Annotated in this window: 19 protein-coding genes; 5 read left to right on the plus strand and 14 right to left on the minus strand. The window is 73.0% G+C overall.

What is annotated here, in order from left to right; translation table 11 throughout:
- Positions 1-5: 5 nt before the first annotated feature.
- From D9V36_RS19550 to D9V36_RS19560, 3 genes are all read right to left on the minus strand, one after another.
- Positions 6-1,844, minus strand: a complete 1,839-nt coding sequence (locus tag D9V36_RS19550; RefSeq protein ID WP_129294915.1) for an L-aspartate oxidase — start codon at positions 1,842-1,844, stop codon at positions 6-8.
- Positions 1,841-3,013 (minus strand): pantoate--beta-alanine ligase, encoded by a 1,173-nt coding sequence (gene panC, locus D9V36_RS19555; RefSeq protein ID WP_129298541.1) that lies wholly within the window; start codon positions 3,011-3,013, stop codon positions 1,841-1,843. The genes D9V36_RS19550 and panC overlap by 4 nt, the downstream gene beginning before the upstream one ends.
- 116 nt (positions 3,014-3,129) lie before the next feature.
- A complete protein-coding gene (locus tag D9V36_RS19560) occupies positions 3,130-4,071 on the minus strand; it encodes a Rossmann-like and DUF2520 domain-containing protein (protein ID WP_129294916.1) in 942 nt (313 codons plus the stop codon).
- A 280-nt stretch (positions 4,072-4,351) separates the two neighbouring features.
- Between D9V36_RS19560 and D9V36_RS19565 the strand changes: the two genes are divergently transcribed.
- A complete protein-coding gene (locus tag D9V36_RS19565; RefSeq protein ID WP_241720942.1) occupies positions 4,352-5,653 on the plus strand; it encodes a threonine aldolase family protein in 1,302 nt (433 codons plus the stop codon).
- Here D9V36_RS19565 and D9V36_RS19570 read toward each other — a convergent pair.
- Entirely contained in the window at positions 5,622-5,867 is a 246-nt protein-coding gene (locus D9V36_RS19570) for a hypothetical protein (protein WP_129294917.1), read from the minus strand. The two genes, D9V36_RS19565 and D9V36_RS19570, sit on opposite strands and share 32 nt — an antisense overlap.
- A 100-nt stretch (positions 5,868-5,967) precedes the next feature.
- Here D9V36_RS19570 and D9V36_RS19575 point away from each other — a divergent pair, with 100 nt between their 5' ends.
- Positions 5,968-7,077, plus strand: a complete 1,110-nt coding sequence (locus D9V36_RS19575; RefSeq protein WP_129294918.1) for a DUF5937 family protein — start codon at positions 5,968-5,970, stop codon at positions 7,075-7,077.
- 140 nt (positions 7,078-7,217) lie between these two features.
- On the opposite strand, the gene D9V36_RS19580 is transcribed toward D9V36_RS19575, so the two are convergent.
- Together D9V36_RS19580 and D9V36_RS19585 are read right to left on the minus strand one after the other, a co-directional pair.
- Positions 7,218-7,910 (minus strand): response regulator, encoded by a 693-nt coding sequence (locus D9V36_RS19580; protein WP_129294919.1) that lies wholly within the window; start codon positions 7,908-7,910, stop codon positions 7,218-7,220.
- A 125-nt stretch (positions 7,911-8,035) separates the two neighbouring features.
- On the minus strand, positions 8,036-9,238 hold the full coding sequence (locus D9V36_RS19585; protein ID WP_129294920.1) for a sensor histidine kinase: 1,203 nt from the start codon (positions 9,236-9,238) through the stop codon (positions 8,036-8,038).
- A 172-nt stretch (positions 9,239-9,410) separates the two neighbouring features.
- Here D9V36_RS19585 and D9V36_RS19590 point away from each other — a divergent pair, with 172 nt between their 5' ends.
- Together D9V36_RS19590 and D9V36_RS19595 are read left to right on the plus strand one after the other, a co-directional pair.
- Complete coding sequence (locus D9V36_RS19590; RefSeq protein WP_129294921.1) at positions 9,411-10,457, plus strand: SAM-dependent methyltransferase; 1,047 nt, start codon at positions 9,411-9,413, stop codon at positions 10,455-10,457.
- A 44-nt stretch (positions 10,458-10,501) separates the two neighbouring features.
- Positions 10,502-11,644 (plus strand): NADH-quinone oxidoreductase subunit D, encoded by a 1,143-nt coding sequence (locus D9V36_RS19595; RefSeq protein ID WP_129294922.1) that lies wholly within the window; start codon positions 10,502-10,504, stop codon positions 11,642-11,644.
- A gap of 112 nt (positions 11,645-11,756) precedes the next feature.
- Here the strand turns inward: D9V36_RS19595 and D9V36_RS19600 are convergent, their stop codons facing one another.
- The 7 genes from D9V36_RS19600 to D9V36_RS19630 form a co-directional block, all read right to left on the minus strand.
- A complete protein-coding gene (locus D9V36_RS19600; protein ID WP_164992982.1) occupies positions 11,757-13,070 on the minus strand; it encodes a hypothetical protein in 1,314 nt (437 codons plus the stop codon).
- A 430-nt stretch (positions 13,071-13,500) separates the two neighbouring features.
- Positions 13,501-13,998 carry a DUF3180 domain-containing protein gene (locus D9V36_RS19605; protein ID WP_129294923.1) on the minus strand — a complete coding sequence of 166 codons (498 nt, stop codon included), beginning with the start codon at positions 13,996-13,998 and terminating at the stop codon, positions 13,501-13,503.
- 123 nt (positions 13,999-14,121) lie between these two features.
- Positions 14,122-14,769 (minus strand): 2-amino-4-hydroxy-6-hydroxymethyldihydropteridine diphosphokinase, encoded by a 648-nt coding sequence (gene folK / locus D9V36_RS19610; protein ID WP_241720943.1) that lies wholly within the window; start codon positions 14,767-14,769, stop codon positions 14,122-14,124.
- Positions 14,766-15,125 carry a dihydroneopterin aldolase gene (folB, locus tag D9V36_RS19615; protein WP_088799195.1) on the minus strand — a complete coding sequence of 120 codons (360 nt, stop codon included), beginning with the start codon at positions 15,123-15,125 and terminating at the stop codon, positions 14,766-14,768. The genes folK and folB overlap by 4 nt, the downstream gene beginning before the upstream one ends.
- A gap of 458 nt (positions 15,126-15,583) precedes the next feature.
- On the minus strand, positions 15,584-16,063 hold the full coding sequence (locus D9V36_RS19620) for a nuclear transport factor 2 family protein (protein ID WP_129294924.1): 480 nt from the start codon (positions 16,061-16,063) through the stop codon (positions 15,584-15,586).
- A gap of 5 nt (positions 16,064-16,068) precedes the next feature.
- Positions 16,069-17,004, minus strand: coding sequence for a dihydropteroate synthase (gene folP / locus D9V36_RS19625; protein WP_241720944.1), 936 nt, complete (start codon positions 17,002-17,004; stop codon positions 16,069-16,071).
- Positions 17,005-17,161: 157 nt separating this feature from the next.
- Entirely contained in the window at positions 17,162-19,009 is a 1,848-nt protein-coding gene (locus tag D9V36_RS19630) for a phosphatidylglycerol lysyltransferase domain-containing protein (RefSeq protein ID WP_129294925.1), read from the minus strand.
- 140 nt (positions 19,010-19,149) lie between these two features.
- Here D9V36_RS19630 and D9V36_RS19635 point away from each other — a divergent pair, with 140 nt between their 5' ends.
- Positions 19,150-20,265 carry an alpha/beta hydrolase gene (locus D9V36_RS19635; RefSeq protein WP_129294926.1) on the plus strand — a complete coding sequence of 372 codons (1,116 nt, stop codon included), beginning with the start codon at positions 19,150-19,152 and terminating at the stop codon, positions 20,263-20,265.
- A gap of 149 nt (positions 20,266-20,414) precedes the next feature.
- On the opposite strand, the gene folE is transcribed toward D9V36_RS19635, so the two are convergent.
- On the minus strand, positions 20,415-21,020 hold the full coding sequence (folE, locus tag D9V36_RS19640) for a GTP cyclohydrolase I FolE (protein WP_088799191.1): 606 nt from the start codon (positions 21,018-21,020) through the stop codon (positions 20,415-20,417).
- Between the last annotated feature and the right edge of the window lie 106 nt (positions 21,021-21,126).

Raw genomic sequence — 21,126 nt, forward strand, 5'->3', positions numbered from 1 at the left:
GGTGGTCAGGAGGCCGTGGTCGGCGGGAAAGCGGCGGTCTCCGTGGTGTGGAGGGTCAGCGCGCGGTCCGCTTCCAGGGTGATGCGGAAGTGTCGGCGCCAGGAGGCATCGTCCCGGTCCGGGTGGTCCTCGCGCCAATGGCAGCCGCGGGTCTCCGTGCGGCGCTGTGCCGCGGCGACCAGCACCCGGGCGACACACAGGAGGTTGGTGGCCTCCCAGGCCTCCACGCCGGGCTCCGGGGACTTGTGGGTGGTGTCGGCGCCGGCCTCCGTCGCCTCGCGGTGGAGGCGGTCCAGTTCGGCGGCGGCGCGGGCGAGGCTCCCGGCGCTGCGCAGCACACCGGCTCCGGCGGTCATGATCCGCTGCACGGCGGTACGGGTCTCGGGGGCAAGGAGGGGGAGGGTGGTGCGCGGCGCGGATGCCGGGGCGGGATCTGCCGCGGGCGCCGGGGTGGGCGCCGGGTCGGAGTGCGTGACGGACGCCGGAGCGGGATCCGTGGTGGACGCCCGGTCGGGCTCCGTAGCGCGCGCCGGGGCGGGGCCTTCGGCGATGTCAGCGGCGATCCGCTCCGCGAAGACCAGGCCCTCCAGGAGGGAGTTGGAGGCGAGCCGGTTGGCGCCGTGGACGCCGGTGCAGGCGACCTCGCCGCAGGCGTAGAGGCCCGGGACCGTGGTGCGCCCGCGCAGGTCGGTGCGTACGCCGCCGGAGGCGTAGTGCGCGGCCGGGGCGACCGGTATCGGCTCGGTGACCGGGTCGATGCCGTGGCTTCGGCAGGCGGCGAGGATGGTGGGGAAACGGGTCTCCCACATCTGCGCGCCGAAGTGCCGGCCGTCCAAATACATGTTCTCGACGCCCTGTTCGTGCGCCCGGCGCATGATCGCCTTGGCGACGATGTCGCGCGGCGCCAGCTCGGCGAGTTCGTGCTGCCCGACCATGAACCGGGTGCCGCCGGCATCGACGAGGTGTGCGCCCTCGCCCCGTACGGCCTCGGAGATCAGCGGCTGCTGGCCTTCCGCGTCCGGGCCCAAATACAGGGGGGTGGGGTGGAATTGGACGAATTCCAGGTCGGAGACCTCCGCGCCGGCGCGCAGCGCCAGCGCCACCCCGTCGCCGGTGGAGACCGCCGGGTTGGTGGTCGCGGAGAAGACCTGTCCCATGCCCCCGGTGGCGAGCACCACCGCCGGGGCGTGGACGGCGCCGACGCCGTCGTGCTGGCCCTCCCCCATGACGTGCAGGGTGACGCCGGACGTGTGGCCGTCGGCGTCCGTGAGCAGGTCGAGGACGAGGGCGTTCTCGATGGTCCGCAGCCCGGCGGCGCGGACCGCCTCGACGAGCGCGCGGGAGATCTCGGCCCCGGTGGCATCACCGCCGGCGTGGGCGATACGACGGCGGTGGTGGCCGCCTTCGCGGGTGAGCGCTATCTCGTCGCTGTCCGGTGCGGTGTCGAAGCGGGCGCCGGTGCGGATCAGCCGGTGGACGGCGTCCGGGCCCTCGGTGACCAGGGTCCGTACGGCCGCCTCGTCGCACAGTCCGGCGCCTGCCACGAGGGTGTCGGCCAGATGCTGTTCCGGGGTGTCGCCGTCGCCCAGAGCCGCCGCGATACCGCCCTGCGCCCAGCGCGTGGAGCCGTCGTCCAGGCGGGCCTTGGTGACGACGACGGTGCGGCGGCCGGCCGCGGCGCAGCGCAGCGCGGCGGTCAGCCCCGCCACTCCCGAGCCCACGACCACGACATCCGCTTCGATGGACCAGCCGGGGGCGGGGGCCTTCAGGCGTATGCCGGTGCCTGATACGGGGCCGGTGCCCGCTCCGCTGTCGGGGCCGGTGCCTGTTCCGGTGGCGGTCATCGGGTCGCTCCGAGGGGGCCTTGAGGGGTGGTGGGGGGTGCGGCGGGTGCGGCGGAAGTGGCTGCGTCCGTAGTGGCGCCGTCGTGCCCGGTGGCGTCACTACGGTGGGCGTTCGTTCCCTGCGGGCGTCCGGCTCCGAAGACGAGACGGATGTTGTCGATGAGCCGCGTGCTGCCGACCTTGGCCGCGACCGCGAGGATGGCTTCGCCCTCGTACGCATCCGGGATCTCGGTGAAATCGGACGGGTCGACCAGGGCCAGGTAGTCCAGCGTGAGCGGCGGGTCGAACCGGGCGGCGTCCTCCAGCACCGCGCGGGCCGCGGCGCGCGCCACGGAGGGGCCGTGCAGGGGGCCGGCGGCGGCGTAGGCGACGGCGTGCGCGTCGGCGGCCGCCCGGTCCTCGCCGAGGGCGGCCAGGGCGGCGGAACGGTGCTGGGCCGCATGGCCCACGGAGGCGGCGCGGGCGCGCAGCGCCTCCTCGGCGGCGAGCCGGTCGCGGGCCGCGAACAGCGCCGCCGACAGCGCGAGCGCGGTGCTCCGCTCCGGGGCCGAGAGGTAACGGTTGCGGCTGGAGAGGGCGAGGCCGTCCTCCTCGCGCACCGTGGGGACGCCGATGATCTCGACGGGAAAGTTGAGGTCGGCGGCCATCCGGGTGATGACCGCGAGCTGCTGGGCGTCCTTCTGGCCGTAGAAGGCGAGGTCCGGCGCGGTCAGGTGAAGCAGCTTGGCGACCACGGTCAGTACGCCGTCGAAGTGGCCGGGGCGGCTGGCGCCCTCCAGGAGGGTGCCCATGGGCCCCGCGGCGATCCGGATCTGCGGCTCTCCGCCGGGGTAGACCTCGTCGGCGGACGGGGCGAAGACCACGTCCGCGCCGGCCGCCGCGGCCAGCTCGACATCCGCGTCGAGGGTGCGCGGATAGCGGTCCAGGTCCTCCCCCGCGCCGAACTGCAGCGGGTTGACGAAGACCGTGACGACGACCTGGCCCCCCGGACCGACCCGGCGACGGGCGGCGCGGATCAAGGTGGCGTGGCCCTCGTGCAGTGCGCCCATGGTCATGACGACGGCGCGCGCGCCGGCGCGGCGGGGCAGGTCGCGCAGGGCGGCGGCGGTGTGGACGAGGTGGACGGGATGGACTGCGTCCAGGGGCGGGGCGGCGTGGCCTGTGTCCATGGCCTGTGCGGGGTGACCGGCGTCGGCGGGCGGGGCGGCGTGGCCGGCGTCGGCGGGGCGGCGGGCCCGGCCCCCGTCCATGGGCTGGTCCGGGTCCGGAGTCCGCGGCGCGGCGGTCATCGGTCGCCTCCCTCGGGGCCGTGGTCGGGGGCGTCGGGGCCTTGGGCGAGCACATCAAGGAGGTCCGCGGCCAGTTCCGGCTTCAGCAGACCGTGGTCCAGGGCCCGGTCCGCGGTCGTACGGGCCATGGCGACGTACCCGGCGACGCTCTGCGGCGCATGCCGGCGCAGCTCCGTGATGTGGGCGGCGACCGTGCCGGCGTCCCCCCTGGCGACCGGGCCGGTCAGCGCCGCGTCACCGGAGCGCAGTGCGTTGTCCAGAGCGGCGCCGAGCAGGGGCCCCAGCATCCGGTCCGGGGCCTGCACACCCGCGTCGTGCAGCAGCTCCATCGACTGGGCCACCAGCGTGACCAGGTGGTTCGCGCCGATGGCGAGCGCCGCGTGGTAGAGCGGACGCGCCGATTCCGTGATCCACTCGGGCTCCCCGCCCATCTCGATGACCAGTGCCTCGGCGGCCATCCGCAGCTCGTCGGGCGAGGTCACCCCGAATGAGCAGCCGGCCAGCCGCTGGACGTCCACGGAGGTGCCGGTGAACGTCATGGCCGGGTGCAGGGCGAGGGGCAGGGCGCCGGCCCGGGTGGCCGGGTCCAGCACCGCGGTGCCGTACCGGCCCGAGGTGTGCACCAGCAGCTGGCCGGGCCTTACGGCGCCGGTCTCGGCGAGGCCGCTCACCAGGTCGGCCAGGGCGTCGTCGGGGACGGTCAGCAGCACGAGGTCGGCGCGGGCCAGCACCTCGGCCGGGGTGACCAGCGGGACATCGGGCAGCAGCTCGGCGGCACGCCGTACGGAGGCGTCGGAGACGCCCGACACGGCAACCGGACGATGCCCTGCGAGCTGCAGCGAAGCGGCGAGGGCGGGCCCGACACGGCCCGCGCCGACGACTCCGACGGTAAGCCGGGCGGGGCGGTCCTGGGCCTCGGTGGGTGGCATTGCATTCACGCGGCGATGGCCTTCCGTTCCAGTCCGCGGGGGGTACCGGACGATTCCTCGCCATGCTACGCGAGTGTTTCCGGCGGCCTTCAGAGCTTTACGGAAGGTGAGACGGGGGTCTCTCATGAAGTTATCCACAGGGGTCGCGGCTTCGCACGGGTCTGAGCGATGCTCGGTGCAGTGCCCGCGCGGAGGAATGGCCACGGCGTGGCAGAGGCATGGCAGCGGCATGGCAGCGGCGCTGCCGCGGGCCGGGAGAGAAGCAGCAGGCAGGGGGGCGTAGAAACACATGAGGCACATGAAGGAAGCGGGCGCGGGCGTCACGGGAGCGGGCGCGAGCGAGGGGGTCACGGGCTCGGACACCACAGGTCCAGACGGCACGAGCCCAGGCACCACAGACCCAGGCGTCACGAGCGGCGCTCCCGGGGAGGGGGAGACCGCAGCGGCCGGGCTCGCGCGGAGGCTGGCCGCCTTCCGTGGCGCGGAGCGGCTGCTGACGGGGAGCGCGTCGCTGGAGACGGTCCGCGAGCGGCTGGACCGCCTGGTGGCCGAAGCTCCGGCCGGCTACGACCTGGACAGCCGGCCCGATTTCTACGGCGACGAGGACAGCATCGTCGGCGAGCTGGAACGCCGGACCGCCGATGCCCTGGGCACCGAGGCCGCCGCCTTCTTCCCGAGCGGCACGATGGCCCAGCAGGTGGCGCTGCGCTGTTGGGCGGGGCGTACGGGCAACGCCACGGTCGCCGGACATCCGCTGTCGCATCTGGAGATGCACGAGCGCGACGCCTATGCCGTGGTCAGCGGGCTGCGCATGGTGCATCCGACGGACGCACCGCGGCTGCCGACCGCCGCGGAGGTGTCCGGCCTGGCGGAGCCTTTCGGGGCCCTCGCGCTCGAACTCCCGCTCCGCGACGCCGGATTCGTCCTGCCGTCGTGGGACGAGCTGACCGCGGTGGTGGCGGCGGCCCGGGAGCGGGATGCGGTGGTGCACTTCGACGGCGCGCGGCTGTGGGAGTGCGGCCCGCACTTCGGCCGTACGCTCCCGGAGATCGCGGCCCTCGCGGACAGCGTGTATGTGTCCTTCTACAAGACGCTGGGCGGCATATCGGGCGCCGCGCTCGCGGGCAGCGAGGACTTCGTCGAGGAGGCGCGGACCTGGCAGCACCGGTACGGCGGCCGGCAGTTCCAGCAGTGGCCGGCCGCGCTGGCCGCCCTGATTGGTCTCGACCGTGAGCTGCCGCGCCTGCCGGAGTATGTGGCCCAGGCCGGGGTCGTGGCCCGCGCGCTGGGCGAGGGCCTGACCGGGGCCGGTGTCCCGTGGTTCAGGGTGCACCCAAAGGTGCCGCACACCCATCAGTTCCAGGTGTGGCTGCCGCACCCGCCCGCGCTGCTCGACGAGGCCGTCGTGCGCCAGGCGGAGGAGACCGGGACGGGGCTGTTCCAGAGGTGGTTCGAGCCCGCCCCGGGCGGTCCGCCCGGGGTGGCGCTGACCGAGGTGACCGTTGCCGCCTCCGCCCTGGAGTGGACGGCGGGCGAGGTGCGGGCGGCCGTCAGGGCGTTCATGGAGTTCGTGGGCCGGGTCGGGGGGTGAGGCGGCGCAGCCAGGCCGTGAGGCCCGGCCGCCCGCCCCGCCGGCCTGGTCCCCGAAGCCGGCTGCCGGGGTCCGTGACGACTGCTTGGAAGCGGCGCCACTGCTGGATCTCGTGCGCGGTGCGGACGGTGTGGGTGCCCGGGGCGGGTGGGGCTGCTTCACCTCGCCGGGCGGCGCGGTAGGTGTCGAGGAGGTGCTGCTGAGCGGCGTTCATGTCCTTCACTGTGGGGCGGTTCGGGGGCCGGTGGCCCGTCGATTGACGGGAGCCGTCAATCGACGTCCGTGCAGGTGGTGGCCTCGCGCATGATGGGCGCATGGCCAACGTCATCGACATCACCGGGCTGCCGCCGGAGCGCGTCGTCTTCTCCCCTTCGCCGCTGGCGGAGCTGGGCGCCGCGCTGCATGCGCTCTCCGAGCCGAGCCACCACCCCGGGCTGCACGGCTGGGTCACCGCCACCAACGCGGCGCTGAAGACCGACCTGGCCGACCGGCTGTGCGAGGCGGACTTCCTGTGGCGGTCCTCCCGTGCCGACATCCTGCTGCCGGCCCGTCCCGGGGCGACGCTGGCCGCGGAGCTGGACGAGCTGGACAGGATCGACGACGAGCGGTTCGTGGCCGCCGCGTTCGAGATCACCTGTTCGCCGAGCTACACCTCCGCCACGCCCTCGCCCCTCGTCGACGCGGGCGAGCGGGCGCGGGTACGGGAGATGGCCGCCGCGCGCGGTCCGCGGCAGGCGGCCTTCACCGACCGGATGCTCACCGACCCCGACGGCCTGCGGGTTTGGCTGCGCCGCCTGTTCGAGGACTGCGAGGAGGCGTTCTTCGGGGACATCTGGCGGCGGGTGGGTATCCAGCTGGCGGCGGATGCCCGGCACAAGACCGAACTGCTGCGTCACAAGGGCCTGGCCGAGACGCTGTCCGCGACGTCGAGGGCGCTGTCCCTGGAGAGTGCGCAGGACGGCAGCGGCGGTACCCGCATCCTGGTCGACAAGCTGGCCCGGGGACGTACGACGGCGTTCTCCAGGCCCGAGGATCCGGGCGTCACCTTCCTGCCGACGTCGTTCGGCTGGCCGCATCTGCTGTTCGGCCACGCCCCGGGCTGGCGCCCCGTGCTCCAGTACCCGGTCGCCGACCGGGAGTTGCCGGCGCCGGCCGGGCTGGAACTCGTCCAGCAGCGGCTGGAGGCGCTGGCCCACCCGATGCGGATGCAGCTGTGCCGGACGCTGTCACGGGGGCCGCATACGACCGGAGAGCTGGCGCACGCGTTCGGGATCACGTCACCGGAGGTCTCACGGCATATCGCCACGCTGAAGAAGGCCGGGCTGATCCAGACGCGGCGTCGCGGGCGCTATGTGCTGCACCAGTTGGACCTCCAGTTGGTGGCCCGGCTGGGCAGCGACTTCCTTGAAGGCGTGCTGCGTTGACGGCGGTCCGGCACCCCCGCCGGCTCCTCCCGGAGGAGGGCAGAGCGCGCTGAGGCGCCTGCCACCCGCCCTCGCCGCGCGCTCCTGCCACGCCCCGTGCCGCGCGCGCTCCCGCTACGCCCCGGCGCCGCGCGCTCCTGCTACGCCCCCGCTCCTCCCGCTCCCCCCGCCCGCACCAGCCCCGTCTCATACGCGAGTACCACCGCCTGGACCCGGTCCCGCAGGCCCAACTTGGCGAGGATGCGGCCCACATGGGTTTTGACGGTGGCCTCCGAGAGCACCAGCCGTGCCGCGATCTCGCCGTTGGACAGGCCCTGGGCGACCAGCAGCAGCACCTCGCGCTCGCGCTCCGTCAGCCGCTCCAGCTCGGGCCGGGCCGGCTCGGCGGAGGTGGCGGGCAGCATGGGGGTGAAGCGGTCGAGGAGCCGGCGGGTGGTGGACGGGGCGACGACCGCGTCGCCGCTCTCCACCGCCCGGATCGCGGCGAGCAGGTCACCGGGCGGGACGTCCTTGAGCATAAAGCCGCTGGCCCCGGCCTTCAGCGCGGAGAAGGCGTATTCGTCGAGGTCGAAGGTGGTCAGGATGAGGACCTTCGGGGCGCCCGCCTTCTGCCCGCCCTGGCAGATCCGGCGGGTGGCCTCCACCCCGTCCAGATGCGGCATCCGGACGTCCATGAGGATCACGTCGACCTGGGTGGCGCGCAGCACCTCCAGGGCTTCCACACCGTTCCCCGCCTCCGCGACGACCTCCATGTCGGGCTGTGCGGCCAGCACCATCCGGAAACCGGTGCGCAGCAGCACCTGGTCGTCGACGAGCATCACACGGATGGTCATGGGCAGGGGGTCCTTTCGTACAGGAATGGAGGCCGAGCGTACGGGGTGAAGAGCGGCGGGCCGGACTCCCGGGTGAGCGTCGCCGGGCCGGCCGGCCGCGGCGACCGGTCCGGTCGTCATCCCGCTCACCGCACCGGTTTGAGCGGCAGGACGGCGCTGACCCGGAAGCCGCCCCCCGGCCGCGGTCCGGCAGCCAGGGTGCCGCCGACCATGCCGACCCGCTCGCGCATCCCGATCAGGCCGTGGCCGAGGCCGTCCGCCCCGCCCTCCTCGTAGAGCTCGCGCTGCGCGCCCCGTCCGTCGTCCTCGATGAGCAGATCTAGATCGTCGTCCCGGTAAGAGAGGCGGACGGTGGCGCCGACGGCGGGGCCGCCGTGTTTGCGGGTGTTGGTGAGGGCTTCCTGGACGATGCGGTAGGCGGTGAGTTCGACGCTGCTGGGCAGCTCCCTCGCCTCGCCCTCGACCTGGAAGTCAACCGGCAGCCCCGCGCCGCGGACCTGCTCCATGAGGTCGCTGAGCTGGTCCACGCCGGGCTGGGGGACGTATTCGCCGCCCTCGGGCTGTTCGCCGGTGCGCAGGACGCCCAGCAACCGGCGCATCTCGGCCAGCGCCTGGCGTCCGGTGCCGGAGATCGTCTCCAGGGCCTGCCGGGTCTGCTCCGGCGCGGCATCGAGGACGTAGGCGGCGCCGTCGGCCTGGACGACCATCACCGAGACGTTGTGGGCGACGACATCGTGGAGTTCCCGGGCGATACGGGCGCGCTCGGCCGCGACCGCGATCCGGGACTGGGCCTCGCGCTCCTTCTCCAGCCGGGCGGCCTTCTCCTCCAGTTGCGCCCAGTAGGCGCGGCGGGTGCGCATGGAGTCGCCGAGCACCCAGGCCAGGACGAAGGGCACGGTGAACAGCGCGGTGCCGAACAGGCTGTGGCCTATCGTCTGCGCGCCGAAGGCGTCATTGAAGCGAATGGTGGAGAGGGCGGGACCGACGAGGGCGCCGACGAGGGCGCAGCGGGAGGCCCAGCGGGGGACGGCGGGTGCCGACGCGACGGTGTAGGCGATCACGAACATCGCGAAGTCGGCGGGAACGATCTGGACACCGGTGATCAGCTGGCCGACGCCGATGGCCGCCGTGAGCAGCAGCATGTGCACCGGGGCCTTGCGGCGCAGCGCGAGGACGAGGCACAGGCCGACCGAGAAGATCACGCCGAAGATCTGGTGGCTGCCCTCCTCGGTCCGTGCCCACAGGCCGCTGAACCCGAGCAGGGGGACGGCCCAGAAGGTGTCCACTCCCGTCGGGTGCCTGCGGAGGAAGTCATAGAGGCGCTGCACGTAACCCAGCGTAGGCACCACGCATACGTGTACGAGTCAACCGGAGGAGCGATCCTGCGCGCCGGGCCTACTCCCCAAGGTGGAGACTCCCTGCGCCGAATGTGTGGGAAGGGGGACGGACCGGGTACCAGCCCGTCCGCGCGGGGCAGCGCCCGCCCGTACCGTGGGGCGGGTGACGAACGAGTGGTGCGGGTGGCGCGAGGCCACGGAACGGGCGCTGTACGGTCCCGGCGACGGCTTCTACACGCGCCCCGGGGGCCCCGGCCCGGCCGGCCACTTCCGTACCTCCGTGCACGCCTCCCCCCTCTACGCCGAAGCCGTCGCCACCCTCCTGTGCCGGGTGGACACCGCGCTGGGCCGTCCGGACGAGCTGGCCCTGGTCGATGTGGGCGCGGGGCGCGGCGAGCTGCTGACCGGTGTGCTGGCCGCGCTGCCCGGCGAGGTGGCCGCGCGGCTGCGCCCGTGCGCGGTCGAACGCGCCGCGCGCCCCCCAGGCCTCGACCCGCGGATCGCCTGGCGCGGCGAGCTGCCCGCCCCCGACTCGGTCACCGGCCTGCTGTTCGCGAACGAATGGCTCGACAATGTGCCGGTGGATGTCGTCGAGACGGACGCGGACGGGGTGCCGTGCCGGGTTCTCGTACGCGCCGACGGCACGGAGCGGCTGGGCGATCCGGTGGACGGCGCGGATGCACAGTGGCTGGGCCGGTGGTGGGCGCCGCCGCCCGCGGGCGGAGCCGTGGACGCCCCGGATGCCGCCTCCCCCGGGCTGCGTGCCGAGATCGGCCGGCCCCGGGACGAGGCCTGGGCGCAGGCCGTCCGCACACTGCGCGCCGGGCTCGCCGTCGCCGTCGACTATGCGCACGAGCGGGGCGGCCGGCCGCCCTTCGGCACACTCACCGGCTTCCGCGACGGCCGCGAGGTGGCGCCCGTACCGGACGGGAGCTGCGACATCACGGCACATGTGGCGCTGGACGCCTGCGCCGGGCCCTCGGCGCAGCGGCTGACCCAGCGCACGGCGCTGCGCGCCCTGGGGGTGGACGGCCGCCGGCCGCCGCTCGCGATGGCCGCCGCCGACCCCGCCGGCTACGTACGGGCCCTGAGCGCGGCCGGGGCGGCGGCGGAACTGACCGATCCGGCGGGCCTCGGCGGCTTCGGCTGGCTCCTGGAGCCGGTGGGCGGAGCGTGCGCGGGCCTGCTCGGGCCGCCGGACGCCGCCTGAGGGCCAGGGCGGCTCCCGCGCCGGCGTGCTGCAAGACTGTTCCCATGACGGAGACGACGGTCGGCATCGGCGGCGCGGCGGAGAGCACCGACATGGTGCTGAACATCGGCCCGCAGCATCCCTCGACGCACGGCGTGCTGCGGCTGCGCCTCGTCCTGGACGGCGAGCGCATCCAGCACGCCGAGCCGGTGATCGGCTATATGCACCGCGGCGCCGAGAAGCTCTTCGAGGCGCGCGACTACCGCCAGATCATCATGCTCGCCAACCGGCACGACTGGCTGTCGGCGTTCTCCAACGAGCTGGGCGTGGTGCTGGCCGTCGAGCGGATGCTCGGTATGGAGGTGCCGGAGCGTGCCGTATGGCTGCGGACGCTGCTCGCCGAGCTGAACCGGGTGCTCAACCATCTGATGTTCCTGGGCTCGTACCCCCTGGAGCTCGGCGGGATCACCCCCGTCTTCCACGCCTTCCGTGAGCGGGAGGAGCTCCAGTCCGTGATGGAGGAGATCTCCGGCGGCCGGATGCACTACATGTTCAACCGCGTCGGCGGCCTCAAGGAGGACCTGCCGGCGGGCTGGCTCGGCCGGGCCCGGCACGCCGTCGCCGAGGTGCGCTCCCGGATGGACGTCTTCGACAACCTGGTCCTGGGCAACGAGATCTTCCGCGGCCGGACCCGCGGCGTCGGGGTGCTCGCGCCGGAGACGGTGCACGGGTACGGCGTCTCCGGGCCGATCGCCCGGGCCTCCGGTGTGGACTTCGACCTGCGGCGCGACGAGCCGTATCTGGCGTACGGGGAGCTGCAGTCCACGCTCAAGGTCGTCACCCGCGAGGAGGGCGACTGCCTGGCCCGCTTCGAATGCCTGCTGGAGCAGAGCCACAACGCGCTCGATCTCGCCGATGCCTGCCTGGACCGGATCGCACAGCTGCCGCCGGGGCCGGTCAATCAGCGGCTGCCGAAGGTGCTGAAGGCCCCCGAGGGCGCGACGTACGCCTGGACCGAGAACCCCCTCGGCATCAACGGCTACTACCTCGTCTCCAAGGGCGACAAGACCCCCTACCGCCTCAAGCTGCGCTCGGCGTCGTTCAACAACATCCAGGCGCTGGTGGAACTGCTGCCGGGCACGCTGGTCGCCGATATGGTCGCCATCCTCGGCTCGTTCTTCTTCGTCGTCGGGGACATCGACAAGTAGCCGGGACGGCCGCCTCTGCGCCCTGCTCGTCAGCTGCGGGCCCGGGCCTGCCGAAAGCCGCCCGGTCCCGGAGCGGGTGAACGCTCCGGGACCGGGCGGCCGTCAGTCCGGGTCAGGAAATGGCGCTGCGCAGGGAGCCGAAGGCGAACTGCTCGGTCTCGTCGTGCGCGGTCAGGTCGATGACCTCGCCGGTGCCCGCGGTCGTGGTGCCGTCGGCCTGCTCGTCCGCGTCCCCGCCGCCCGCCTGCTGCTCGTCTCGGGGCTGCCCGTCACGGGCGTTTGCGTCACGGATGTGCTCGCCATCGGCCGCGGCGCCCTCCCGGGACTGCTGCGGACGCGCGTCCGTACGGGCCGCGCGGGCCGTACGCGCCCGCGCACGGGCCGACTGTTCGGCAAGCGCCTCATCGCCGACGACATCCGCCAGGTCGTCCTCCAGCGGCCTGGCCTGCTCCCGGGAACCGGAAGCGGTCGCATTGCCGAAGAAGTCGAAGCCGCCCTGCGCGCGGGATGCGGCGGGGCGGGACGGGGCGAGGGCGGCGGCGGTGGCCGGGACCGGGCGGAGCGCGGGTCCGGGGGCGGCGGCCGTACGGGCTGGTGCGTCGCCCGTGCGCGGTGCGGCGGCCGCCGGCGGGTTCCCCCGGCCGTTCTCACCGTCCCGGCCCTCCCCGGCCTCGCGTGACCGGGTGGTGGCGGCCCCTTCAAAACCGGCACCGGCGCCGTCCCGCGCCAGGCGTGCGGCCTTCTGCGCGGTGCGCTGCCGGGCGGCGTTGCGGGCCAGCTGACGCAGCGCCCGGTCGGCCTCGGCGAAGGTCGCGGTGGCCCGGACCGGGGATGCCGCCGGGTTCTGGCCGTCGCCGTTCGCGGCGGCCTCGCGCCGGACCGGGAACGAAGCCGTCGAGGTCTCCCCCGTCCGGACGAAGTCGAGCGCGCGGGGCAGAGCGGCGGCGGCCGGCAGCGCCTTGGCGGGGGCGGCGGCCTCGATGGCGAGCAGCCGGCGGCCCTCCAGTGCGCTGGCCCGCTCGGTCTCGGCGGTGGCGTAACGGCGCAGCAGGTCGGCGTGTTCGGTGCGCAGCCGGGCCAATTCGGCGCGCTTCGCACGGAGTTTGGCGTCCAGGGCGGCGCGGCGCTCGCGGGATTCCTCCACATCCGTTTCGAGTTCGGCTATCCGCTCCTCGGTGCGCCACTCGTCGCGCACCCGGGCGCGGTCCAGTTCGGCGACCCGTCGGCCGGCCGTACGGTCCCAGGTCCGCAGGAGGACGGCGCCGGTGAGGGCGGCGGCCGCCGCGCCGGCGGCGAGCACCCGTTGCACCAGATCGTCGCCGACACACCACGCGCCCGCGGCGCAGGCTATTGACGCACCGGCGACCGTCGCGGGAGGAAGCAGCCGGTGGAGGGGTGGTGATTGGCGGTGGCGTCCTCGTGGCATGGCCAGAAACTTACCGTGCGTGCGGGATCTATGGGGCCGTGCACACGAATCCGTTTCCCGCTGGTTACTTCTCGACCAGATCTTGGACTCCGCGTCAGCCGGTGCGGCATCCGCGGGCTCGGGTCGTTCGGCATCGGCCTTGCGGTTCAAGGGTGATCAGGTCTTCGGCCGTCAGCGTCCGCGTGGGCTTCCACAGGACCTTCACCGTCTTGCCGGGGGCGCCACCGTCTCGCCCGGACCGGTTCATTCAGCGCGCATGGGCCAGGGGCTGAACCCGCGTGCGGTAACCGGCACCGGCCATGACCCGGGATCAGATCCCGGCGGGCACAGGAGGTGCGGACACACCGATCACACCGATCACACCGACCGCACCGACCGCACCAACCTCAGGCCGCACCGGCCTCAGGCCGCTGCGGCGACCCCGCCGGCCTCACACCGACACATCGGCTCCGCCGTTCCCGTTCCCGTTGCCCTCGTCCTCCGGGAGCTTGCACACCCGCTCCAGGAAGATCGCGGCGGCGACCACCGCCGCCCCGGCGGCCACCGACAGACCGGCGTAGATCGCCTGGTCCCGGCGCGGCACCGCATCGAGGCCGGTGGTCAGCAAAAACACGCCGACGCCGCCGTACAGCCCCGCGACCAGCGAGGCCACCAGCGCGCTCGCCTGGCCGAAGACCACCGCACGGGCGGCCACCAGCGGATCGACGCCCTTGGCGCCCGGCCGACGCTCGCGCTGCGCGCGCAGCCGCGCCCGGAGCGCGAACGCGGTGGCGGCGAGCACCGCGGCGATCAGCGCCAGCACGATCGGCGCGGCCACCGGGACACTGGGGAGGGTGCCGAGGGAGTCCCACAGCCGGGCGCCTCCCCATGCCAGCACCCCGGCCGCCAGAAACAGCCCGACCAGCACCTTGATGTGTAGCTGCTTCACCGAGCGATCGCCCCTCGCGCCGTCATGACCATCCCTGCCGAGGCGACCGTTCCTGCCGTGATGGCCGCCTTGTCCGTCCCGTACGCATGCATCCCGCAGGGAACCGACCCGCAACCCTAACGGCTACTCCGGCAGCCGCAGTTCCAGGTCCGCCCGGGGTGCCACCCCGTCACGGCCGACGGCCGACAGCAGCGCGGCCACCGCGCCGTGCCCCGGAACCTCCGCCTCCGGCTCGATGTCGTGCCAGGGCGCCAGCACGAACGCCCGCTCATGGGCGCGCGGGTGCGGCAGCGTCAGCCGCGGGTCGTCGGAGAGCACATCCTGGTACGCCACGATGTCGACATCGATCGTGCGCGGACCCCACTGCTCGTCGCGGACCCGCTCGAAGGCCTCCTCGATGGCGTGCCCGCGCTCCAGGAGGGAGGCCGGCGGCAGCGTCGTCTTGATCAGCACCACGGCGTTGAAGTACGTCGGCTGGGAGCCGGGCTCGACGCCCCACGGCTCGGTCTCGTAGACCGGGGAGACCGCCTTGACCCGCAGACCAGGGGTGTCCTCCAGCGCGTCGACGGCGCCCTGCAGCGTCTCCAGGCGGTTGCCGAGGTTGCTGCCGAGCGAGATCACGGCGCGTTTGGGGTTGGAGAGCGTCACATCCGCGGCGTCCACCTGCTCCACGACGGAGGCGGGCACCGGCTGTACGGTCGGGTCACCGGGCTGGGGGCGCCGCACGGCGGTGCCATCAGTGGTGGTGGTCGGCTGACGGGCGGAATTCATACTCGGCTCCGAGTGATGGTGATGGTCACGTCATCGAAGGGGACGGTGATGGGCGCGTCCGGCTTGTGCACCACCACCTCCACCTCCTGCACGCCCTCGTGCTTGAGGCACTGGCCGGCGATGCGCTCCGCCAGGGTCTCGATGAGGTCGACGGGCTCGCCCTGCACGACGGCCACCACCTCCTCGGCCACGACGCCGTAGTGCACGGTCTTCGCGAGATCGTCGGCGGCCGCTGCCGGGCGGGTGTCCAGGCCGAGCACCAGGTCGACGATGAAGGTCTGCCCTTCCTCGCGCTCCCGGGGAAACACCCCGTGGTGGCCCCGGGCCTTCAGCCCACGCAGCGCGACACGATCCACGCGAATCACTCCCACTGGTCCACGGCACCTCTGGCGCCACTGTTCGTCGGATTCAGGGCAGCCGCCGGAGCGATCCGGCAACACTGCCCCGGCGTCGAATCTACCTTCGAGGAACGACAGTCCTCGCCTACGGGGGCTATGGACAAGACCCCGTCCTGCTGCTAGAAGCCGCCCCTCGGAACAGCATCCGGCAGACCGGGAGATCGTCCGCGCGGCCTCTTACCCCCGTGCACACGCCCCACCCCTACCCGTGCCGCACTTGGCTCGAACGGGTGCGCCCTCGCCCGGATGGCTGACCCCCGCCCCTGACGACGGGGCAGGGCGCCGCCCCGGACGCAAGGGCGGACGGCATGGCAAGGCTCACACCCCGCCCGCCCCCTGATCACGTCCCCGGGCGCACCGCCGCGCCCGGACCGCGCCCCGGGCGCGCCCCGGCGCCGGAGCCCCCGGCAACCAGCTCAGAGGGCGTCCTCGTCGCCGTCGCCGGCTCCCCCGGCCTCGTCGTCCTCGTCCTCCTCGTCGCGGTCCGCCAGCACCGGCGAGCCGTGGTGCGACCACACCCGCCAGCCGTCCTCCGTACGCCGGAAGACATTGGTCGCCACGACCAGCTGGCCGATCAGCGGGCCCACCGAACCGTCGTCCTCCGCGGGCCCGCCGCTGAGGATGTTCTCGGTGCAGGTCACCAGCGCGGTGTCACCGACGACATCGATCTCCACATCGGTGAGGAAGAACTGGATGTACTCGGTGTTCGCCATGATCAGGGCGTACGAGCGCAGCACCTCGCCGCGCCCCCGCAGCACCGGCCACCCGGGGTGGACCACACTCACCTGACCGTCCAGCCACAGCTCGGACAGCGCCTCGTGATCGCCGCGCTCGATGGTCTCGTACAGCGTGGTGTTCGCCTGCTCGACCAGCTCGATGTCCGTCCGTGGGCCCAAGCCGCTCACACCGTTCCCGTCGTGTTCGCCGTCGTGTCGCTCATCTCACCCGTACCGGCCGTACCGGCCGTTCCGCCACGCCGGGCCGCCGCGTCCTCCACGGCACGGGCCACCCGTACCGCGTCCGCGCTCGCCCTGACCTCGTGCACCCGCACCGCCCAGGCCCCCTCTCGCGCCACGATCGCCGACACCGCCGCCGTCGCGGCGTCCCGCTCCCGGGCCGGCGGCGGGGCAGCTCCCTCGCCCCCTGCCAGCACCCTGCCCAGGAACCGTTTCCTCGATGCCGCCACCAGCAACGGACGGCCCAGCGCCCGCAGCCGCGCCAGCCCGGCGACCAGCGCGAGATCGTGCTCCGCGTTCTTGGCGAAGCCCAGGCCGGGGTCGATGACGATCCGGTCCGGGTCGATCCCGCCGGCCACCGCGCGCTCCACGCTGCGGGCGAGTTCGTCGACGACCTCCGCGACCACGTCCCCGTAGACGGCGCGGTTGTTCATGTCGATCGACTGGCCCCGCCAGTGCATCACCACGAACGGGACGTGGTGGGTGGCCACCACGGGCACCATCGCCGGGTCGGCGGCGCCTGCGCTGACGTCGTTGACCAGGCGTGCCCCGGCCTCCACGGCCTGTTCGGCGACCGAGGCGCGCATGGTGTCGACGGAGACCACGACACCGGCGGCGGCGAGCTCCCGGACGACCGGGACGACCCGGCGCAGCTCCTCGGCCTCGTCCACCCGCGCCGCGCCCGGCCGGGTCGACTCACCGCCCACGTCCACCATGTCGGCGCCCTGTGCCACCAGGTCGAGACCGTGCTTGACGGCGAGTTCGGTATCGAACCAGTCACCGCCGTCGGAGAACGAATCGGGCGTCACATTGACGACGCCCATCACCGCGCAGCGTTCCCAGTCCGGCAGTCCGGCCACCCGGCCACGCAAGGTACTCATGACACCAGCCTAGGCCGTGTGCCGACCGGCCGGATTGCTGCCGTCGGCTGCGGGACCGCCCGGACGCCGGCACCCTCCGGGCAACGCGGAACGGACCCCTCCGGCGCCTGGCCCGGCAGCCGGTCAGGCGGTCGGTCAGGCGAGGTCAGGCGGTCGGTCAGGCCGCCCGCTCGACCGCGCCCGCCGCCTTGACCGGCTCCGCCGTGTGCACGCACGGACGCGGCTCGACGGGCTTCCTGCGCCGCAGCACGCGCGGCAGGCTCAGCTCCAGATAGCCCTCGGCCTGCAGCGCCGCCAGGCCGATCCGGGGGATGTCCCGGCTGTTGCGGAAGACCACGAAGCGGGGCTCCCAGCGTGGCCGGAACTTGTCGTTGAACTTGTACAGCGACTCGATCTGGTACCAGCGGGACAGGAAGACCAGCATGCCGCGCCAGACCCGGATGACCGGCCCCGCGCCCAGCTTCTCGCCGCGCTCCAGGGAGGAGCGGAAGACCGCGAAGTTCAGCGACACCTGCTTGATCTTGAGGTCCGGGGCGGCCTGCAGCGCGGCGACGATCAGCAGCTCGTTCATACCGGGGTCGGCGCTGCGGTCGCGACGCATCAGCTCCAGGGAGATGCCGCTGTCGCCCCACGGCACGTAGTGCTGCATCGCCTTCAGGTCCCCGTACGGGCCGGGCTCCTCGCCCTCGCCGGCCGGCAGATGCGCGGTGGCGATCACCGCGTCGCCGTCGGCCACCGCATCGATCCGGCCCAGCGCCATGGAGAAGCCGCGCTCGGTATCGGTGTCCCGCCAGGCGTCCGCGGCCTTCTGGATCTGCGCCAGCTCCGCCGGCTCCAGATCGCGCACCCGGCGCACCCGGGTCTCGTAACCGTTGCGCTCGATGCGCTTGACCATCTGCCGTACGTTGCGCATCGCGCGGCCGCCGAGGGTGAAGTCGGCCACCTCCACGATCGCCTCGTCGCCGAGCTCCAGCGCGTCCATCCCGGTCTCCCGGGTCCACACCTGGCCGCCGGTCTCGCTGCAGCCGGTGACCGCCGGGGTCCAGGAGTGCGCCTTGGCCTCCGCCATGAAGCGCTCGATGGCGCCCGGCCAGGCCTCGACATCACCTATCGGGTCGCCGCTGGCGAGCATCACGCCGGAGATCACCCGGTAGCAGACCGCGGCCTTGCCGGTCGGGGAGAAGACCGCGCCCTTGTCGCGGCGCAGCGCGAAGTATCCGAGCGAGTCACGGGCGCCGTGCCGGGCGAGCAGTTCGCGCAGCTGCTGCTCGTCCTCGTCGGTCAGCCGGGCCGCCGGGTGCTCGGGGCGGAAGGCGAGGTACGCGGTGGTGGCGACCGTCAGCAGGCCGAGCGCACCGAGGGAGTAGCCGACGGTGTAGTCCACGTGCTGGGTGTAGCGGATCGGCCCCTCGAAGCCGAACAGGCCCCACAGGACGTGCTGGACGCGGCCCCAGACGGAGGGCGAGCCGACGATCCGGTCGGGGTGGGAGCTGACGATGATCATGCCGATGCCGAAGGCGGCGCCGCCGAGCACGATGAAGTTGGCCACCGCCTTCCAGCGGCTGCGCGGGTCGGGCAGCGCCGCGAACTCCTTGCGGTGCCACACCAGGAACGCCAGCAGGGCCAGCGAGAGCACCGCGCCGAACACGGAGTGCCGGTAGACCAGCTGGGCGGCGATCCCCACCGGGAGCAGCGCCACGGCGGCTCCCCAGGCCCGCCGCTTACGCCGCTTGAGCCCATGGGCCAAAAGGAGCAACAGGATGCCCACGACGAGGGACGCGGCGGCCGCCAGCGGGCTCACCGCGCCCGGCAGCACCTCCGCGAGGGCGTGCACCCGGCTGTGCCGGAACCGCGGGAACATCCCGGCGGCGAGGTTCAACAGGCCGACGACCACACCGGCCGTACCGACGAACCCCGGCACCGCTTCGGGCCGCGGACCGCGGAGCCAGCGTGGCGGACGCCACGCAACCTCCTCCGACTTTTCGCCATCTAGCCTGTCAGACATCACTTTCCCGTCGCCCCGGTCGAGAGAACGTGCGAGCCTTGTCGCAGCATCTGGACTTTATGCGCCCTGTATGACGGCGTTTCAGGGCTAGGGGTTCCACCAGCGGACGGATGGCCCGGCCGCCCGGAAGAAAGCACCACATGGGTCTCACCAGCAAGAAAGTGCTGCTTCTTGCCGTCCTCGTTGCGGTGGCACTGTTCGTCCTCACCGTTTGGCTCTGGCCCCGCCTGGCCAAGGGGAACTGGCGCGCCGTTCTCGGCCGTGTCGGCCTCCTGCTGGCGACCCAGCTTTCCCTCTTCGCCGTGATCGGCCTGTTCGCCAACGACTCGTTCGGCTTCTACGCGTCCTGGGCCGACCTCTTCGGCCAGGAGCAGGAGCCGGGGGTGGTCACCAATTACCAGACCGGGCCGAACGGCACCAAGCTGCAGATGCTGGGTACCGAGCGGGTCAGCGTCCGGAACGGGGCGCGCCCGGCGGTCGGCGGCCGCATCGACAAGGTGCTGATCCAGGGCGAGCACTCCCGGATCGCCAGCCCCGCCTTCGTCTATCTGCCGCCGCAGTACTTCCAGAAGGCATACGCGCACAAGAAATTCCCGGCGGCCCTGGTGCTCACCGGCTATCCGGGCACCGCCCAGGCGCTCTACAAAAAGCTGCATTTCCCGCAGACCCAGCACGAACTGCTCAAGAAGCACAAGATGCAGCCGACCGTCCTGGTGATGATGCGTCCGACGGTCGCGCCGCCCCGCGACACCGAGTGCATGGACATACCGCGCGGCCCGCAGACCGAGACCTTTTTCACCAAGGACCTGCGTGCGGATATCGCCGGGCACTACCGAATAGGGCGCGAGGCCGAGAGCTGGGGTGTCATCGGTGACTCCACCGGCGGCTACTGCGCGCTGAAGATGACCATGCGCCACCCCGACGCGTACTCCAGCGCCGTCGCCCTCTCCGGCGTCTACAAGGCCCCCCTCGACGCCACCACCGGCGACCTCTTCGGCGGCAACGCGCAGCTGCAGCGCGAGAACAACCTGCTGTGGCGTCAGCAGCACCTGCCGGCCCCCGAGGTGAACCTGCTGGTCACCAGCAGCAAACAGGGAGAGGGCAACTACCACCAGACGCTGCGGTTCATCCAGCAGACGAAGTCACCCAGCCGGGTCTCGTCGATCATCCTCGACAGCGGCGGCCACAACTTCAACACCTGGCGTCGCGAGATCCCGCCCGCCCTGGAGTGGCTGGGCAATCACCTCAAGGCCTGACGGGGCGGTACGCGCCCCGTACGGCCCCGTCCGCGGCCGGGTTCCTCAAGCACCGCCTGAGGGGCCCGGCCGTCGGCGTTATCGGGCACACGCCATGGGGCGCGAGTGCCGGGCACGCGCCTCGGCGGGCGGGTACCGGGCTCCTCGCCTCAGCGGGCGAGTATCAGGCTCATCGCCTCGGCGCGCGTCGCGGCGTCGCGCAGCTGGCCGCGGACGGCCGACGTCGTCGTCTTGGCGCCCGGCTTGCGAACGCCGCGCATGGTCATGCACATGTGCTCGCACTCGATGACGACGATCACGCCGCGCGGCTCCAGGATCTCCATCAGCGAGTCCGCGATCTGCGTGGTCAGACGCTCCTGGACCTGCGGGCGCCGGGCGTAGACATCGACCAGCCGGGCCAGCTTGGACAGGCCGGTGATCTTGCCGTCGGCGGACGGGATGTAGCCGACATGCGCCACACCGACGAACGGCACCAGATGGTGCTCGCAGCTGGATACCAGCTCGATGTCCTTGACCAGCACCATTTCGTCATGGCCGAGGTCGAACGTCGTGGTGAGTACGTCCTCCGGCTTCTGCCACAGCCCGGCGAAGATCTCCTTGTACGCCCGCGCCACCCGCGCCGGCGTCTCCAGCAGGCCCTCCCGGTCCGGATCCTCGCCCACCGCGATGAGCAGCTCGCGGACGGCGTTCTCGGCGCGCTTCTCGTCGAATGTGCCGATCTTGCCGTCGACGCCCAGCGTCACAGGGTCGGTCATGTGGTGCCTCGTTCCTTCTGCGGCCGCTCGTCATCGCGGTGGAATCGCGAAATGCCGCGCCCCCCAGATTAAGCCTGGGGGGCGCGGCATGTATTCCGGGGCCGTG

Origin of the sequence: Streptomyces lydicus, from assembly GCF_004125265.1 — a bacterium.
In the GTDB taxonomy this organism is placed as follows: domain Bacteria; phylum Actinomycetota; class Actinomycetes; order Streptomycetales; family Streptomycetaceae; genus Streptomyces; species Streptomyces lydicus_C.